General features: G+C 66.0%; 13 protein-coding genes. 11 read left to right on the top strand and 2 right to left on the bottom strand.

Going from position 1 to position 15,994, the window contains the following annotated elements; translation table 11 throughout:
- The first annotated feature begins 202 nt into the window (after positions 1 to 202).
- The 5 genes from FB600_RS31465 to FB600_RS31445 all read left to right on the top strand — a co-directional run bounded on the left by FB600_RS31465 (position 203) and on the right by FB600_RS31445 (position 5,921).
- Positions 203 to 1,735, top strand: a complete 1,533-nt coding sequence (locus FB600_RS31465) for an amino acid permease (RefSeq protein ID WP_096751566.1) — start codon at positions 203 to 205, stop codon at positions 1,733 to 1,735.
- 716 nt (positions 1,736 to 2,451) lie between these two features.
- A complete protein-coding gene (locus FB600_RS31460) occupies positions 2,452 to 3,168 on the top strand; it encodes an ABC transporter permease (RefSeq protein ID WP_013691012.1) in 717 nt (238 codons plus the stop codon).
- 23 nt (positions 3,169 to 3,191) lie between these two features.
- Positions 3,192 to 4,091, top strand: a complete 900-nt coding sequence (locus FB600_RS31455) for a glycine betaine ABC transporter substrate-binding protein (protein WP_374941942.1) — start codon at positions 3,192 to 3,194, stop codon at positions 4,089 to 4,091.
- Positions 4,092 to 4,104: 13 nt separating this feature from the next.
- The gene (locus FB600_RS31450; RefSeq protein ID WP_013691010.1) at positions 4,105 to 4,758 is read left to right on the top strand and encodes an ABC transporter permease; all 654 of its coding nucleotides are present in this window, start codon (positions 4,105 to 4,107) and stop codon (positions 4,756 to 4,758) included.
- Complete coding sequence (locus tag FB600_RS31445; protein ID WP_096751564.1) at positions 4,755 to 5,921, top strand: betaine/proline/choline family ABC transporter ATP-binding protein; 1,167 nt, start codon at positions 4,755 to 4,757, stop codon at positions 5,919 to 5,921. Before FB600_RS31450 ends, FB600_RS31445 begins: the two co-directional genes overlap by 4 nt.
- 52 nt (positions 5,922 to 5,973) lie before the next feature.
- Here FB600_RS31445 and FB600_RS31440 read toward each other — a convergent pair whose 3' ends face one another.
- Both FB600_RS31440 and FB600_RS31435 read right to left on the bottom strand, forming a co-directional pair.
- Positions 5,974 to 6,159, bottom strand: coding sequence for a hypothetical protein (locus FB600_RS31440; protein ID WP_013691008.1), 186 nt, complete (start codon positions 6,157 to 6,159; stop codon positions 5,974 to 5,976).
- Positions 6,160 to 6,509: 350 nt separating this feature from the next.
- Positions 6,510 to 7,547, bottom strand: coding sequence for an AraC family transcriptional regulator (locus tag FB600_RS31435; protein WP_096751563.1), 1,038 nt, complete (start codon positions 7,545 to 7,547; stop codon positions 6,510 to 6,512).
- 105 nt (positions 7,548 to 7,652) lie between these two features.
- Here FB600_RS31435 and FB600_RS31430 point away from each other — a divergent pair, with 105 nt between their 5' ends.
- From FB600_RS31430 to cyoD, 6 genes are all read left to right on the top strand, one after another.
- Positions 7,653 to 9,686 (top strand): NADPH-dependent 2,4-dienoyl-CoA reductase, encoded by a 2,034-nt coding sequence (locus FB600_RS31430; protein ID WP_145757945.1) that lies wholly within the window; start codon positions 7,653 to 7,655, stop codon positions 9,684 to 9,686.
- A gap of 520 nt (positions 9,687 to 10,206) precedes the next feature.
- Positions 10,207 to 11,760, top strand: a complete 1,554-nt coding sequence (locus FB600_RS31425) for a NuoM family protein (RefSeq protein WP_036055678.1) — start codon at positions 10,207 to 10,209, stop codon at positions 11,758 to 11,760.
- Positions 11,761 to 12,006: 246 nt separating this feature from the next.
- Entirely contained in the window at positions 12,007 to 12,897 is an 891-nt protein-coding gene (gene cyoA, locus FB600_RS31420) for a ubiquinol oxidase subunit II (RefSeq protein ID WP_013691004.1), read from the top strand.
- 2 nt (positions 12,898 to 12,899) lie between these two features.
- On the top strand, positions 12,900 to 14,912 hold the full coding sequence (gene cyoB / locus FB600_RS31415; RefSeq protein WP_013691003.1) for a cytochrome o ubiquinol oxidase subunit I: 2,013 nt from the start codon (positions 12,900 to 12,902) through the stop codon (positions 14,910 to 14,912).
- Positions 14,912 to 15,523, top strand: coding sequence for a cytochrome o ubiquinol oxidase subunit III (gene cyoC / locus FB600_RS31410; RefSeq protein WP_013691002.1), 612 nt, complete (start codon positions 14,912 to 14,914; stop codon positions 15,521 to 15,523). Before cyoB ends, cyoC begins: the two co-directional genes overlap by 1 nt.
- Positions 15,524 to 15,865, top strand: a complete 342-nt coding sequence (gene cyoD, locus FB600_RS31405) for a cytochrome o ubiquinol oxidase subunit IV (protein WP_013691001.1) — start codon at positions 15,524 to 15,526, stop codon at positions 15,863 to 15,865.
- The last annotated feature ends 129 nt before the right edge of the window (positions 15,866 to 15,994 follow it).

The raw sequence follows: 15,994 nt of genomic DNA, 5'->3' as shown, positions 1-15,994 counted from the left end.
CCACCCGGCTTGGCCGATCCGCGCGCCGCCCGCCCGGGGACTGGCCCGCGGCCCGTCGAAGCCGGCGGCCGGCCACTTCGAATCGGGTAGAATCCGCGCTGCGCGCGAGACGCGCCGGCGCCCGCGCGTGGCCGCGCCGCCCCACCCGGGCGGCCCAGGCCGCGTGCCCAGACGCTGCCCGCCTGCCTCTTGTCCGTCATCCATGCCAAAACAATCCACGCATTCCGAGCCCGCCTCCGCCGCTTCTCCGCAACTCAAACGCAGCCTCAAGGCACGTCACCTGACGATGATCGCGATCGGCGGCTCGATCGGCACGGGCCTGTTCGTCGCCTCGGGCGCCTCGATCTCGCAGGCCGGCCCCGGCGGCGCGATCCTCGCCTACCTGCTGATCGGGCTGATGGTCTATTGCCTGATGATGAGCCTGGGCGAGATGGCCGCCCTGATGCCCGTGTCGGGCTCCTTCGCGACCTACGGCGCGAAGTACGTCGACGAGGGCTTCGGCTTCGCGCTCGGCTGGAACTACTGGTACAACTGGGCCGTGACGATCGCGGTGGAACTGGTGGCCGCGCAACTGGTGATGAACTACTGGTTCCCGCATGTTCCGGGCGTCTGGTGGAGCGCGCTGTTCCTCGGCGTGATGTTCCTGCTCAACGTGATGACGGTGCGCGGCTTCGGCGAGGCCGAATACTGGTTCGCGCTGATCAAGGTGGTTACCGTGCTGGCCTTCATCGCCACCGGCCTGCTGATGATCTTCGGCATCCTGAAGGGCGGCCCGTCGCCGGCCTGGGCCAACTTCGCGATCGGCGACGCGCCGTTCGCGGGCGGCCTGCCGGCCATGATGGGGGTGGCGATGATCGCCGGTTTCTCGTTCCAGGGCACCGAGCTGATCGGCGTGGCCGCCGGCGAATCGGAGAACCCGCGAACCACCATCCCGCGCGCGGTGCGCCAGGTGTTCTGGCGCATCCTGCTGTTCTACGTGTTCGCGATCCTGGTGATCGGCATGCTGGTGCCCTATACCGATCCCAGCCTGCTCAAGAGCGACGTGACCGATATCGGCGTGAGCCCGTTTACGCTGGTGTTCCGTCACGCCGGGCTGGCCTTCGCGGCCGGCGTGATGAACGCGGTGATCCTGACGGCCGTGCTGTCGGCCGGCAACTCGGGCATGTACGCCTCGACGCGCATGCTCTACAACCTCGCCACCGAGGGCCGTGCGCCGCGCCTGTTCGCGAAGCTGTCCCGCAGCGGGGTGCCGCGCAATGCGCTGTACGCCACCACCGCGGTCGGCGCGCTGTGCTTCCTGTCCTCGCTGTACGGCGACAAGACCGTCTATCTCTGGCTGCTCAACACCTCGGGGATGACGGGCTTCATCGCCTGGCTCGGCATCGCGGTCAGCCACTACCGCTTCCGCAAGGGTTTCGAGAAGCAGGGCTTCGCGCCCGCGCAACTGCCGTATCGCTCGCGGCTGTTCCCCTATGGACCGATCTTCGCCTTCGTGCTGTGCCTGGTGATCGCGCTCGGTCAGGATTACCAGGCCTTCCTGTCGAACCGGATCGACTGGGTCGGCGTGCTGGCCACCTATGTCGGCATCCCGCTGTTCCTGCTGGTCTGGCTCGGCTACCGGCTGCTGAAGAAGAGCCGCTTCGTGCGCTACGAGGACATGGAGATCGCGCCCTGGCTGGCAGGCGGCGCGCAGCGCGAGGCGCGCAGGCAGGGCAGCCTGGCCGAGACGGCCTGAGGCTTGCTTGACGACCGCGCGCGGCGGCTGCCGCGCGGGGTTCGCGCTGCATCCGGTCCTGGTTTGCGGCGAGCGCGATGCGTGCCGCGCCGTGCTTTTCCCGCCCCGCACCTTTCCCTCATCGATGCTTCGCGCACGGCATGAGCGGCGAAGCCGATCCCTTTCCCGATCATTCGCGATCCTGAGCAATTCGAGTGGCGACGCGATGCGCCGTCTCGCGGATTCGGATCGCGCTTTGCGGCTTCGCACCTCGCATGGCGCGGGCATCCAATTTGCGCGATCCTGCCCCCAAGGGTTTACGCTGGCGAGAAATTGCCGTTATACTGCGGCGCATGTCCTCGACTTTCGCAGTGAGTTGCATGCCGATGCATGCAAGATCGCGGCAAGTGCGAAAGTCGCGCAAACCTTCCCGTCAATCGGAGCATCCAGCTCCTGCGGTGCTGGCACATTCGTGCGGCCGCATCCTTGCCATCGCAAGATGGTGCCTGGCCTGAGTAGCGCACGCGCGCTACGTGGGCTGAACATGACAATCGAACGAGCGCGGTAGCGCTCACGCAGGACACCGGACAGGGTTTTTCCGTGCCGGTTGCGATGCCGTTTTTGTCGGTTCGATCCCGGCACGACCGGGATCCGTACCTTCCATTCGCGACGCCGTCTCGGCGTTTTCGCGGCGCGTGGCCATTCGCGCGCGCCGCTCCGGAAAGGAGGCGTATCTCATGACTCGACGCACTGTCCGTCTCGCGGGCAGCCTGTTACTGGCCGTCATCCTGTTCGGCTGGATCGCCAGCGCGATCGGCGCCGATACCTGGCGGCAGCATTCGGGCGATCTCGTCTACTACACGGGACGACACCTGATGCTGGTCGGCTGTTCGATGGTGCTGGCCATCGCGGTCGGCATTCCCGCCGGGGTCGCGCTCAGCCGGCCCGCCCTCGCGCGCCAGGCCGAGCGCTTCATGCAGGTGTTCAACATCGGCAACACGGTGCCCTCGCTCGCGGTGCTGGCGATCGCGCTCGGCATCTTCGGGATCGGCGACATGCCGGCCATCGTCGCGCTGTTCCTGGCCTCGCTGCTGCCGATCACGCGCAATGCCTACGAGGGCATGCGCAACGTGCCGGCCTCGCTGCGCGAGGCGGCGCGCGGCATCGGCATGACGCCGTGGCAGTCGCTCACGCGCGTCGAGTTGCCGAATGCGCTGCCGATCATCGTCGGCGGCGTGCGCACCGCGCTGGCCATCAACGTCGGCACCGCGCCGCTGGCCTACCTGATCGGCGCCGACAGCCTCGGCACCCTGATCTTCCCCGGCATCTATCTCGACAACCAGCAGATGCTGCTGCTCGGCGCCGCCTCGACGGCCGTGCTCGCGCTGCTGCTCGATGCGATCGTCGCGGCCGGCAGTCGCCACGTGATGGCGCGCAATGGAGGTGCCGCATGACGGGCTTCGAACGTATTTCCGCCATGGTGCGCCGCGCGCTCGCCGTGGTGCTGGCGGCGGCCTCGCTCGGCGCGCTGGCCTCGGCCCCCGCCGCGGCGCAGGCGCTCACGGTCGGCGGCAAGAACTTCACCGAGCAATACGTGCTCGCCGAGATCACCTCGCAGTACCTGCGCGCGCGCGGCTATACCATCCAGAGCCGCACCGGGCTGGGCAGCGTGCTGCTGCGCAGCGCGCTCGAGAACGGCCAGATCGACGTGATGTGGGACTACACGGGCACCGCGGCCCTGGTCTACGACAAGATCAAGGAGAAGCTGCCGCCCGACGAGATGTACCGCCGCGTCAAGGCGATCGACGCGCGGCGCGGCCTGGTCTGGCTCGACGCCTCGCCGCTCAACAACACCTACGCGCTCGCGTTGCCGGCCGAGACCGCGCGCAAGACCGGCATTCGCACCATCTCGCAACTGGCCGCGAAGATCGCCGCCGATCCGAAGGGCACGCGCCACACCTTCGGCATGGATGCCGAGTTCGCCAATCGTCCCGACGGGCTGAAGCCGCTGGAGGCGGCCTATCACCTGAACTTCAGCCGCTCGGAAACCAAGCAGATGGATTCGGGCCTGGTCTACACGGCGCTGCGCAACAACCAGCTGACCATCGGCCTGGTCTATACCACCGACGGCCGTGTGAAGGGCTTCGGCATCGTGCCGCTGGAGGACGACCTGCATTTCTTCCCGCCCTACAACGCCACGCCGGTGGTGCGCGAGCCGGTGCTGAAGGCCCATCCCAAGCTCGCGGTGCAGCTCAACGCGCTGTCGGCCGCGCTCAACAACGATGTGATGCTGGAAATGAACAAGCGCGTCGATATCGACGGCGTGTCGGTGCAGCAGGTCGCGGCCGATTTCCTGCGCACGCATACCTTGCCGTGACCCGGAGGCGACCATGACCGTTCATGACTACCTGGCCGCGAACTGGCCCGAGCTCCTGCAGCTCACCTTGCAGCACGTCTACCTGGTGGGCATCGCGGTGGGCTGCGCGATCCTCGCCGGCGTGCCGCTGGGTATCCTGATCAGCCGCCACGAATGGCTCGCGCCGCCGCTGCTGGGCGCGGCCACCGTGATCCTCACGCTGCCCTCGATCGCGCTGTTCGGCCTGATGATCCCGGTGTTCTCGCGCTTCGGGCAGGGCATCGGCGCGGTGCCGGCGATCACCGCCGTGTTCCTCTATTCGCTGCTGCCGATCATGCGCAATACCTATCTGGCGCTGAGGAACGTCGACGCCGGCATCAAGGAGGCCGGCATCGGCATCGGCATGACCTCGTGGCAGCGGCTGCGGCTGGTCGACCTGCCGCTGGCGGTGCCGGTGATCCTCGGCGGCGTGCGCACCGCCGTGGTCATGAACATCGGCGTGATGACGATTGCCGCCGTGATCGGCGCGGGCGGCCTGGGCACCTTGATCGTCCGCGCGATCGGACAGAGCAGCATGATGAAGCTGCTGGTGGGCGCGGTGCTGGTGAGCGTGCTCGCGATCGTCGCGGACCTGCTGCTGCAGTGGCTGCAGCGCGCATTGACACCGAAGGGAGTGCAGAAGACATGATCGAACTCGACCAACTGACGAAGACCTTCTCGCAGAAGGATGGCCAGCCGGTGCGCGCCGTCGATTCCGTGAGCCTGAGCGTGCCGGAAGGCGAAATCTGCGTGTTTCTCGGCCCCTCGGGCTGCGGCAAGACCACCACGCTGAAGATGATCAACCGCCTGATCACGCCCACCTCGGGCCGCGTGCTGATCGACGGTGAGGACACCAACGCGCTCGACGAGGTCGACCTGCGGCGCCGGATCGGCTATGTGATCCAGCAGATCGGGCTGTTCCCGAACATGACCATCGAGGAGAACATCACGGTGGTGCCGCGCCTGCTGGGCTGGGACAAGAAGCGCTGCAAGGAGCGCGCCACCGAGCTGATGTCGATGGTCGCGCTGGACCCGAAGCTCTACCTGAAGCGCTATCCGCGCGAGCTGTCGGGCGGCCAGCAGCAGCGCATCGGCGTGGTGCGCGCGCTGGCGGCCGATCCGCCGGTGCTGCTGATGGACGAGCCGTTCGGCGCGGTCGACCCGATCAATCGCGAGTCGATCCAGAACGAGTTCTTCCAGATGCAGCGGCAGTTGAAGAAGACCGTGATCATGGTCAGCCACGACATCGACGAGGCGATCAAGCTGGGCGATCGCGTGGCGGTGTTCCGGCGCGGCAAGCTGGTGCAGTACGACCATCCCGATACGCTGCTCGCGCATCCACGCGACGAATTCGTCGGGCAGTTCGTCGGCCAGGACAGCACGCTCAAGCGCCTGTTGCTGGTGAAGGCGGGCGATGCTGCCACCCAGCCGCCGACCGCGCGCGCCGGCACCTCGCTGGCCGAGGCCTTCACGGTGATGGACGAGAACGACAGCCGCTACCTGACCGTGGTCGACGAGGCGCGGCGCGCGCTGGGTTTCGTCGCGCGCCGTGCCGCGCGCGGCGCGGACGGCAGTTGCGGCGAGCGGCTCAGCGAGTTCCCGGCCACCGTTTCCGCCGAGGACAACCTGCGCATCGTGCTGTCGAAGATGTACCAGTACCGTTCGTCGTGGATGCCGGTGCTGGACGCGGATGGCGCCTATGTCGGCGAGATCACGCAGGATTCGATCGCCGACTATCTGAGCTCGGGGCGCTCGCGCCAGCAGACCGGCCAGCCGCCGCGGATTGTCGAGGCGCCGGCCGCGCGGACCTGAGGCGGGATGCCGGGCCATCGCGGCCCGGCGCGGTCGAGAGGGACGGGAGAAATCAGCGTGGAATGCGCGAGAGCGCGAGCAGGGCGAGCAATTCGTCGACGCTGAAGCGGCCGTCGAGCGTGATGCGGCCGCCGACCCAGTTCGGCGCGTTGCGGGCCGCGTTCCAGTCGACCCAGCCGGGTGCCTGCCTGAGTATATGCAGGGCGGTTTGTCGGGATGGCTGATCTTGGCTGGACATCGGCGTTGCCTCACGGAATGCATCGAGGTGGGCCGCCGGCCTTGCGATGCGGCTGCCGGCGGCACGAGATCCGGAGTGTCGGTTGCGTGCCGATAAAAGACTATGGGAATGATCTGATTTTTATCCTAATCCGCCCATGCCGCCCCGAAGATCAGACTTTTCAGATGGAGCGTGGGCGCGTGATCGCCGAGACTGTTCGCTGTCGGGCAATGTGATTCCTGCTTGCCCGGCATCTCCGTGTCTCTGCATTGGCGATGCGCGATCCCCCGTCGTGTATCGTTATTGGCGCCGCCTTCGGGCGGCTTTTTTTGCGCGGATTTTGCGCGGATGCCGGCGCGAGCCGCTGCATCTCAAGCGTCGCGCCGGTAGGCGCTCGGCGTCACGCCGGCCCATTTGCGGAAGGCGCGCGTGAAGTTCGCCGGGTCGCTGAAGCGCAACTGCTCGGCGATCGTCTTCAGGTCGAGATCGGAGGCGCGCAACAACTGCCGCGCGTCGCGATAGCGCGCCTCGTCGAGCAGCGCGCGATAGCCGGCGCCGGCTTCGTCGAGCCGCCGCCGCAAGGTGCGCGTCGAGACATGCAGGCGCCGCGCCAGCGCATCCGGATCCGGATAACCGTCGGCGCCCGCCACCAGCTCGGCGCGCACGCGTTCCACCCAATCCCCCTCGTCCTGCCGCACCGCCGCGTACTCGCGCTCGACCTGCGCCAGCGCCTGCCGGTGCGCGACCTCGTCGGCCAGCGCCAGCGGCCAGCCCAGCGCCTCGCGCGCGATCCACAGCGCATGGGCCTCGCAATCGAAGCGCACCGGCGGCAGTTGCTCGCGATACGGCGCGAAGTAGGGCGGCTCGGGCCAGGCGAAGCGCAGTTCGAGCGGCGGCGCGCCGCGGCCGGTCAGCGCCGGCAGCGATTGCGCGAGCCCGGCCAGCACGAACTCGAACAGGGTGTGATGACGCAGCACCGGGCTCGACTGCACGCCGGCCAGGGTCAGCGTGGCGCCGTCGCCGTGCTCGGCGTAGGCGAGCGTGTATTGCCGGTTGCGGGTGCGGAAGTAGCGGGCATTGACCTCGAGCGCGGTGCGCAGGTCCGGCGCGGTCATCGCGGCATAACCGAGGAAGCCGTGCACCGAGGGCCGCAGCCGCAGGCCGAGCTCGAAGCCGAAACCCTCGTCGCCGGTCAGCGCGATCGCGTTGAGCACCAGCCGCGCCCATTGCGAGGGCGATACGCGCGCGTCGGGCTGGGCCAGCACCTCGTCGCGCAGCCCCGTGCCGGCACGCAGCGCGCGCTGGTCGAGGCCGCGCTCGGCGAACAACTGCATGAGCAGGCGTGGGTAGGCGACCGGGATGGTCGGGCGCCGCAAGCCCAGGCTGTCCTTGGACGGGGAGCGTGTCATCGCGTCGATTTGGCCACAAATGACAAGCATTATGGCTGTTTGACCCCTCACGCTCAAGCGAGGCGCCGCCTAGCATCGAGGGCATACCAGAACCTGCTCCCCGCCATGACGACCCCGTTCCCGCACCTGCTCGCGCCGCTCGACCTCGGCTTCACCACCTTGCGCAACCGCGTCCTGATGGGCTCGATGCATACCGGCCTGGAGGACAGTCGCAAGACCCTGCCGCGCCTGGCCGAGTATTTCGCCGAGCGCGCGCGCGGCGGCGTCGGCCTGATCGTTACCGGCGGTTTCGCGCCGAACCTGGCCGGCTGGACCAAGCCCTTCGGCGGGAGGCTGGCCAGCTCGGGCGCGGCGCGCCGGCACCGGCTGATTCCCGGGGCGGTGCATGCCGAAGGCGGCAGGATCGCGCTGCAGATCCTTCATACCGGCCGCTACGGCTACCACCCGCTGGCGGTCGCGCCCTCGCGCATCAAGTCGCCGATTTCGCCGTTCGCGCCGCGCGCGCTGTCGGCGGCCGGCGTCGAGCGTCAGATCCGCGCCTTCGTGCGCTGCGCGGTGCTGGCGCGCGAGGCCGGCTACGACGGCGTCGAGATCATGGGCTCCGAGGGTTACCTGATCAACCAGTTCATCTCGCGCCACACCAATCATCGCGACGACGCCTGGGGCGGCAGCTACGAGAACCGCATGCGCTTTCCGGTCGAGATCGTCGAGCGCACGCGCGAGGCGGTCGGCCCCGACTTCATCCTGATCTACCGGCTGTCGATGCTGGACCTGATCCCCAATGGCAGCGACTGGGACGAGACGGTTCGGCTCGCGCGCGCGGTCGAGCGCGCCGGCGCGACCCTGATCAATACCGGCATCGGCTGGCACGAGGCGCGCGTGCCGACCATCGCCACCTCGGTGCCGCGCGGCGCCTTCGCCTGGGTCACGCGGAAGATGAAGGGGGAGGTGGGCATCCCGCTGGTGACGACCAACCGCATCAACCGGCCCGAAGTGGCCGAGCGGATCCTGGCCGAGGGTTGCGCCGACATGGTATCGATGGCGCGGCCATTCCTGGCCGATCCGGAATTCGTCGCCAAGGCCGCCAGCGGGCGTGTCGACGAGATCAACGTCTGCATCGGCTGCAACCAGGCCTGTCTCGATCACGCCTTCAAGAACCGCATCGCCTCCTGCCTGGTCAATCCGCGCGCCTGCCACGAAACCCTGCTCGAGATCTGTCCCGCCGCGCAGGCCAAGCGCATCGCGGTGGTGGGCGCGGGCCCGGCCGGGCTCGCCTGCGCCACCACGCTGGCCCGGCGCGGCCACCGGGTCGAGCTGTTCGAAGCGGCCGCGCAGATCGGCGGCCAGTTCAACCTGGCCAAGCGGATCCCGGGCAAGGAGGAGTTCCACGAGACGCTGCGCTACTTCGGGCGGCAGCTCGAGCTGGGCGGCGTGACGCTGCACCTGTCGCGGCGCGTCGAGGCGGCCGAGCTGATCGCTGGCGGCTACGACGAGGTGGTGCTGGCCACCGGCGTGACGCCGCGCGATCCGCGCATCCCGGGTGGCGACGGCCCGAACGTGCTGAGCTACGTCGACGTGCTGGCGCTGGGCAAGCCGGTCGGCCAGCGCGTGGCGGTGGTCGGCGCCGGCGGCATCGGCTTCGACGTCGCCGAGTTCCTGGTGCAGGAGGGCGTCTCGCCTTCGCTCGACCTGGCCGCCTGGCAGGCCGAGTGGGGCGTGACCGATCCGGCGCGCGCCCGCGGCGGCATCGTGCCGGCCCAGGTCGCGCCGCCCGCGCGGCGCGTCACCCTGCTGCAGCGCAAGCCGGCGCCGCTCGGCAAGGGGCTCGGCAAGACCACCGGCTGGATCCACCGCGCCACGCTGAAGATGAAGGCGGTGGAGATGATCGGCGGCGTGAACTACGAGCGGATCGACGCGCGCGGGCTGCACGTGAGCTTCGGCGAGAAGCGCGAGCGGCCGAGCCTGATCGAGGCCGACACGATCGTGCTGTGCGCCGGCCAGGAGCCGCGCCGCGACCTGCAGGCCGCGTTGCTGGAGGCGGGCCTGGCGGTGCACCTGATCGGCGGCGCGGACGTGGCGGCCGAACTCGATGCGAAGCGCGCGATCGACCAGGGCACGAGGCTGGCCGCGAGGCTTTGAGACCGGGCGGAACGGCGCTATCCTGTCGCATCGCGCTGACGGTTTAGGAAATCGAAGCTTTCATTTTCGTTTCGCGCAAGAGTGTGGTTTCGACACCTCTTTTGATCGGATGGAAAGCATTCGGAAAGCAAGAATGAAAGCTTTTAGAAAGTTTCAGCGAGGCGCCGGAACACTCCGGAATCGTGTTCGAAACGTCAAATTGAAGCAAATTTCGATTTGTCAAGCCCCTGTTTAGCGCCGTTTAGATGATCTCGCCCCGTTTCTGAAGCAAAAAAAAATGCAATAAAATCAATGCTTCGATTCGTCGAGAAAAATGCAACAGAATGTTGCGATGCAAAACGTCGCACTTACCTTTATCCTCGTTAACCCGGCGCAGTGTGGTCGCTCTTGTTACACAACTTTCGATTGCATTACACTGCGGGCGCTTCGCCATTTTGAGCGGGCGAAAATTACAAATCTTACGTTTCTTTCGTCTCAGTCGAACGACTCTCTGACCGGGTTTTCATAGGGTTTTGCCGCCATGCAATCTGTACCATTCCTGAGCCTCGCGATCTGGACACCGATCGTGTTCGGCGTGGCCATCCTGCGCATCGGATCGGATCGTTATCCGCATCGGGCTCGGTGGCTCGCGCTGGTGGGCGCGATCGTCGGCCTGCTGGTGACCGTGCCGCTGGTCGCCGGTTTCGACGCGCACAACACCGCGGCTCAGTTCACCGAATACAAGCCCTGGCTGTCGGCGTTCGGTTCGGCATGGAGGATGGGCGTGGACGGTCTGTCGCTCTGGCTGGTGGTGCTGTCGGCCTTCACCACCCTGGTGATCGTGATCGCCTCCTGGGAATCGGTCACCACCCGCGTGGCCCAGTACCACGGCTCCTTCCTGATCCTGTCGGGGCTGATGATCGGCGTGTTCACGTCGCTCGACGGCATGCTGTTCTTCATCTTCTTCGAGGCCACGCTGATCCCGCTGTTCGTGCTGATCGGCACCTGGGGCCACGCCAACCGCGCCTACGCGGCCATCAAGTTCTTCTTCATCTCGTTTGCCGGCTCGCTGCTGATGCTGGCCGCGATGCTCTACCTGTTCGGCGTGACCCACACGTTCGACATGGCGGTCTGGCAGAAGACCCACCTCGGCTTCACGCCGCAGTTGCTGGTGTTCCTTGGCTTCTTCGCGGCCTTCGCGGTGAAGGTGCCGATGTGGCCGGTGCATACCTGGCTGCAGGACGTCTACACCGACGGCCCGACCGGCGCCGCGGTGTCGCTGGGCATGATCAAGATCGGCGGCTACGGCTTCCTGCGCTTTGCCCTGCCGATCACGCCCGATGCCGCCCACTACCTGGCGCCCGTGATGATCGGCCTGTCGCTGATCGCGGTGGTCTATGCCAGCCTGCTGGCGCTGGCGCAGAAGGACATGGCCAAGATGCTGGCCTACTCGGCGGTCGCCCACATGGGCCTGGTCACGCTCGGCGTGTTCCTGTTCGACCAGATGAGCATCACCGGCGCGATCGTGCAGATGATTTCCTACGGCTTCGTGGCCGGCGCGATGTTCCTCTGCGTGGGCGCGCTCTACGATCGCACCAAGACCCGCGCGATCGCCGAATACAGCGGGGTGGTCAACACCATGCCGCGCCTGGCGCTGTTCGCCGTGCTGTTCGCGATGGCCAACGTCGGCCTGCCGGGCACCTCGGGCTTCGTCGGCGAATTCCTGGTGATCATGGGCGCGGTGCGCGTGAACTTCTGGATCGGCGCGATCGCCGCGCTGACCCTGATCCTGAGCGCGGCCTACACGCTCTGGATGCTCAAGCGGGTGATTTTCGGCGCGATCAAGCACGAGCGCGTCGGCAAGCTGATCGACCTGAGCCGCCGCGAGTCGGTGGTGTTCGCGGCGCTGGCCGTGATCGTGCTCGCGATCGGGATTTATCCGAAGCCGTTCACCGACGTGATCGACCCGGCCGCCGCCAGCATCGTCGCGCAGCTCGAGCAGCGCGCCAATGCGGCCCAGGACGGTTCGGGCACGCCGGCGGCTTCCACCATCAGCGTTCAGACGGAGTCGCGCACGCCGCGCACGCCGACCTGATCGCCGATGCCGGACCCGGCTCTCAGGGGGGCGGGTGCGGTGTGCTATCGTCCGCGGGCTGCCACGGGCGACGGCCGACAAAGTTGCTTGATGTGGCAACGTGTCGCACGGTGAGTTTTGGTAAGGATCATTTGCTAAGATTCACCGCTTTTTCCCACTCCAACGGCTTTATGATGCGTGCGCTTGCGCGAATCGGGGCATAGCCGGTTCGCACCAATCGACCACGCGCAAAATCAGGCAAATGTGATGAATAGAAAGGCATTTAGAAGCATATTGCTTTTATTGGGCGCCGGATTGCTTGTCTGTCTATCCGGTTGCAACTTTGACGTACTGGACCCGAAGGGCAGCGTCGGGGCCGCAGAGAAGTCGCTGATCTGGACTTCGACGTGGGTCATGCTGATCGTCGTGATTCCGGTGATCGTGCTCACGCTGGTGTTCGCGTGGCACTATCGCGCGTCGAACCGCAGCGCGACGTATGCACCGAAATGGGCGCATTCGAACGCGATCGAAGTCGTTATCTGGACGGTTCCGACGCTGATCATTCTGTATCTTGGCATCCTCACCTGGACTTCGACGCACGAGCTGGATCCGTACAAGCCGCTCGAGTCGAATGTGAAGCCGATCAACGTCGAAGTCGTCGCGCTCGACTGGAAGTGGCTGTTCATCTACCCGGATCTGGGTATTGCCTCGGTGAACCAGCTCGCGATTCCCGTCGGTACGCCGGTCAACTTCCGCATCACGTCGGATTCGGTGATGAACTCGTTCTTCATCCCGCAGCTCGGCACCCAGGTGTACGCGATGGCCGGCATGCAGACGCGTCTGCACCTGATCGCCGACCACGCAGGCGACTACGCCGGCCTGTCCGCCAACTACAGCGGCAAGGGCTTCTCGGACATGAAGTTCCGCACGCTGGCCACCTCGCAGTCGGACTTCGACGCGTGGGTCCAGAAGGTCAAGGCCACGCCGCAGCGCCTGGACATGACGGAGTACGCGAGCGTCGCCAAGCCGAGCGAAAAGGATCCGGTCCGCTTCTTCTCGACCATCGATCCGCGCCTGTTCAATAACATCGTTGGCAAGTACAACAACGGTCACGTCATGGAATTCAATGACGCGTCGTGCAGTACGACGAAGGGGTAAGCATGTTCGGAAAACTTACACTCGACGCGATTCCGTATCACGAGCCGATCCTCGTGATCACGGCGCTCGGCGTCGGCATCATCGGGGCGCTGGTGTTCGGCCTCGTGACTTACTTCGGTAAGTGGAAATATCTCTGGACCGAGTGGCTGACGAGCGTCGACCACAAGCGTCTGGGCGTGATGTACATCGTGGTTGCCCTGGTCATGCTGCTGCGCGGCTTCGCCGACGCGATCATGATGCGTACCCAGCTGGCCATCGCGTACGACGCGCCGGGTTATCTCCCGCCGCACCACTACGACCAGATCTTCACCGCGCACGGCGTCATCATGATCTTCTTCATGGCGATGACCTTCATGGTGGGCCTGATGAACCTGGTGGTGCCGCTGCAGATCGGCGCGCGCGACGTGGCCTTCCCGTTCCTGAACTCGCTGTCGTTCTGGATGACGGCGGTCGGCGCGGTGCTGCTGATGATCTCGCTGTTCATCGGCGAGTTCGCGCAGACCGGCTGGCTGGCCTATCCGCCGCTCTCGGAACTGCAGTTCAGTCCAGGCGTGGGGGTCGACTACTACCTGTGGGCCTTGCAGATCTCCGGGGTCGGCACGCTGCTGACCGGTGTGAACTTCTTCGTGACCATCATCAAGATGCGCGCGCCCGGCATGACGCTGATGAAGATGCCGGTGTTCACCTGGACCGCGCTCTGCACCAACGTGCTGATCATGGCCGCGTTCCCGATCCTGACCGTCACGCTGGCGCTGCTCGGCCTGGACCGTTACCTCGGGATGCACTTCTTCACGAATGACGGCGGCGGCAACGCCATGCTGTACCTGAACCTGATCTGGGCCTGGGGTCACCCCGAGGTGTACATCCTGATCCTGCCGGCGTTCGGCGTGTTCTCGGAAGTCGTGGCGACCTACGCCAAGAAGCCGCTGTTCGGCTACAAGACGATGGTCTACGCTACCTGCGCGATCATGGTCCTGTCCTTCCTCGTGTGGCTGCACCACTTCTTCACGATGGGTTCGGGCGCCGACGTCAACGCCTTCTTCGGCATCGCCACGATGATCATCGCGATCCCGACCGGCGTGAAGATCTTCAACTGGCTGTTCACGATCTACCGCGGCCGCCTGGAATTCACCGCGCCGATCCTCTGGACGCTGGGCTTCATGATCACCTTCACGGTCGGCGGCATGACCGGCGTGATGATGGCGATCCCGGGCGCCGACTTCGTGCTGCACAACAGCCTGTTCCTGATCGCTCACTTCCACAACGTGATCATCGGCGGCGTGCTGTTCGGCTACCTGGCGGGCTTCAACTACTGGTTCCCGAAGGCCTTCGGCTTCAAGCTCAACGAGAAGCTCGGCAAGCGCGCCTTCTGGTTCTGGCAGATGGGCTTCATCTTCGCCTTCACGCCGCTGTACGTGCTGGGCTTCATGGGTGTGACGCGTCGTCTGAACCACTACGACAACCCGGCCTGGCATCCGTGGATGCTGGTCGCGCTGTTCGGCGCGGTGCTGGTGCTGATCGGCATCGTCCACCAGCTGCTGCAACTGTACGTGTCGATCCGCGACCGCGACCTGCCGGGCAACCGTGACGTGTCGGGCGATCCGTGGAACGGCCGCACGCTGGAGTGGGCGACCTCGTCGCCGCCGGCCTCCTACAACTTCGCCATCATCCCGACCATCCACGAGCTCGACGAAGTCGCGTACCGCAAGGAGCGCGGCCTGGGCTTCGGTCTGGAGAAGGGCCAGCAGTACGAGGACATCCACATGCCCTCGAACACGAGCGCGGGTTTCTTCATCGGCATGTTCGCGCTGGTGCTGGGCTTCGCCGGTGTCTGGCACATCTGGTGGCTGGCGATCCTCGGCTTCGTCGGCATCGTTGCGACCGCGATCATCTACAGCTCGCAGAAGAACGAGGGCTATTACATTCCGGCCGATACGGTTCGGAAGATCGAAGAGCAGCGTGGCGGCGCACGTGTCGCGGCACGGCCTGCTGAAGCGGAACTGGAGGCCAACTGATGGCACAAACCACCCTGACTGCCGGTCATCACCACGCGGCAGAGCATCACCACCCGCCGTCGCACTCGGTATTCGGCTTCTGGCTGTACCTGATGACCGACTGTATCCTGTTCGGCTCGCTGTTCGCGGTGTTCGCGGTGATGCAGCACCAGTTCGCCGGCGGCCCGACCGCCAAGGACCTGTTCGACATCCCGGGCGTGGCGCTCGAAACGGCGGCCCTGCTGCTGAGCTCGATCACCTACGGCTTCGCGATGATCGGCGCGCACCGCAACAACCGCGGCGCGGTGTTCGGCTGGCTGGCCGTCACCTTCATCCTGGGCGCCTCGTTCCTGTTCATGGAAATCCGCGAGTTCGCGCACCTGATCGAAGAGGGCGCCGGCCCGGGCCGCAGCGCGTTCCTGTCGTCGTTCTTCACGCTGGTCGCGACCCACGGCCTGCACGTGACGATGGGCATGATCTGGATGGTCGTGCTGCTGTTCCAGATCGCGCGCAACCCGCAGCTGTCGGAGCAGGACATCCGTCGCCTGACGTGCCTGTCGCTGTTCTGGCACTTCTTGGACATCGTCTGGATCTGCGTGTTTACCTTTGTCTACCTCGTGAGTGTGATCTAAATGGCTCATTCTCCTGCCCATGACGGCCACGACGACGCCTCGCACGGCACCGTAAGCAGCTACCTGGTCGGCTTCGTGCTGTCGGTGATCCTGACGGCCGCCTCGTTCGGCGTGGTGCTCGGCGGCTGGTTCGCGTCGACCACCACGATGGTCATCGCGCTGGCCGTGCTGGCCGCCGTGCAGATCGTCGTCCACCTGATTTTCTTCCTGCACATGAACACGTCGTCGGGCCAGCGCTGGAACCTGACCGCGTTCGTCTACACCGTGCTGACGGTCGGTATCGTGATCGTCGGCTCGCTGTGGATCATGCACAACGTCAGCATGAACATGATGTCGCGTTGATGCACCGGCCCGTTTCGGCGGGTCCGCAAGCAGCCTCGAAAAAAGCCGCCGCAAGGCGGCTTTTTCCATTCCAGTGCCCGGCATTCGCGGCCTGGCCGGCGGCCGACGAACGAGCCGCCGCCCGGTAAG

The organism is Burkholderia sp. SJZ089, from assembly GCF_007828315.1.
In the GTDB taxonomy this organism is placed as follows: domain Bacteria; phylum Pseudomonadota; class Gammaproteobacteria; order Burkholderiales; family Burkholderiaceae; genus Burkholderia; species Burkholderia gladioli.
This window is presented reverse-complemented; position numbering and strand designations above follow the sequence as displayed.

Bases quoted from the DNA above. Each gene is read 5' to 3' on its own strand.
- FB600_RS31435 (WP_096751563.1), bottom strand. From the start codon at position 7,547: ATGACACGCTCCCCGTCCAAGGACAGCCTGGGCTTGCGGCGCCCGACC.
- FB600_RS31455 (WP_374941942.1), top strand. From the start codon at position 3,192: ATGGTGCGCCGCGCGCTCGCCGTGGTGCTGGCGGCGGCCTCGCTCGGC.
- FB600_RS31425 (WP_036055678.1), top strand. From the start codon at position 10,207: ATGCAATCTGTACCATTCCTGAGCCTCGCGATCTGGACACCGATCGTG.
- FB600_RS31465 (WP_096751566.1), top strand. From the start codon at position 203: ATGCCAAAACAATCCACGCATTCCGAGCCCGCCTCCGCCGCTTCTCCG.
- cyoD (WP_013691001.1), top strand. From the start codon at position 15,524: ATGGCTCATTCTCCTGCCCATGACGGCCACGACGACGCCTCGCACGGC.
- FB600_RS31430 (WP_145757945.1), top strand. From the start codon at position 7,653: ATGACGACCCCGTTCCCGCACCTGCTCGCGCCGCTCGACCTCGGCTTC.
- cyoC (WP_013691002.1), top strand. From the start codon at position 14,912: ATGGCACAAACCACCCTGACTGCCGGTCATCACCACGCGGCAGAGCAT.
- cyoB (WP_013691003.1), top strand. From the start codon at position 12,900: ATGTTCGGAAAACTTACACTCGACGCGATTCCGTATCACGAGCCGATC.
- FB600_RS31450 (WP_013691010.1), top strand. From the start codon at position 4,105: ATGACCGTTCATGACTACCTGGCCGCGAACTGGCCCGAGCTCCTGCAG.
- FB600_RS31460 (WP_013691012.1), top strand. From the start codon at position 2,452: ATGACTCGACGCACTGTCCGTCTCGCGGGCAGCCTGTTACTGGCCGTC.
- cyoA (WP_013691004.1), top strand. From the start codon at position 12,007: ATGAATAGAAAGGCATTTAGAAGCATATTGCTTTTATTGGGCGCCGGA.
- FB600_RS31440 (WP_013691008.1), bottom strand. From the start codon at position 6,159: ATGTCCAGCCAAGATCAGCCATCCCGACAAACCGCCCTGCATATACTC.
- FB600_RS31445 (WP_096751564.1), top strand. From the start codon at position 4,755: ATGATCGAACTCGACCAACTGACGAAGACCTTCTCGCAGAAGGATGGC.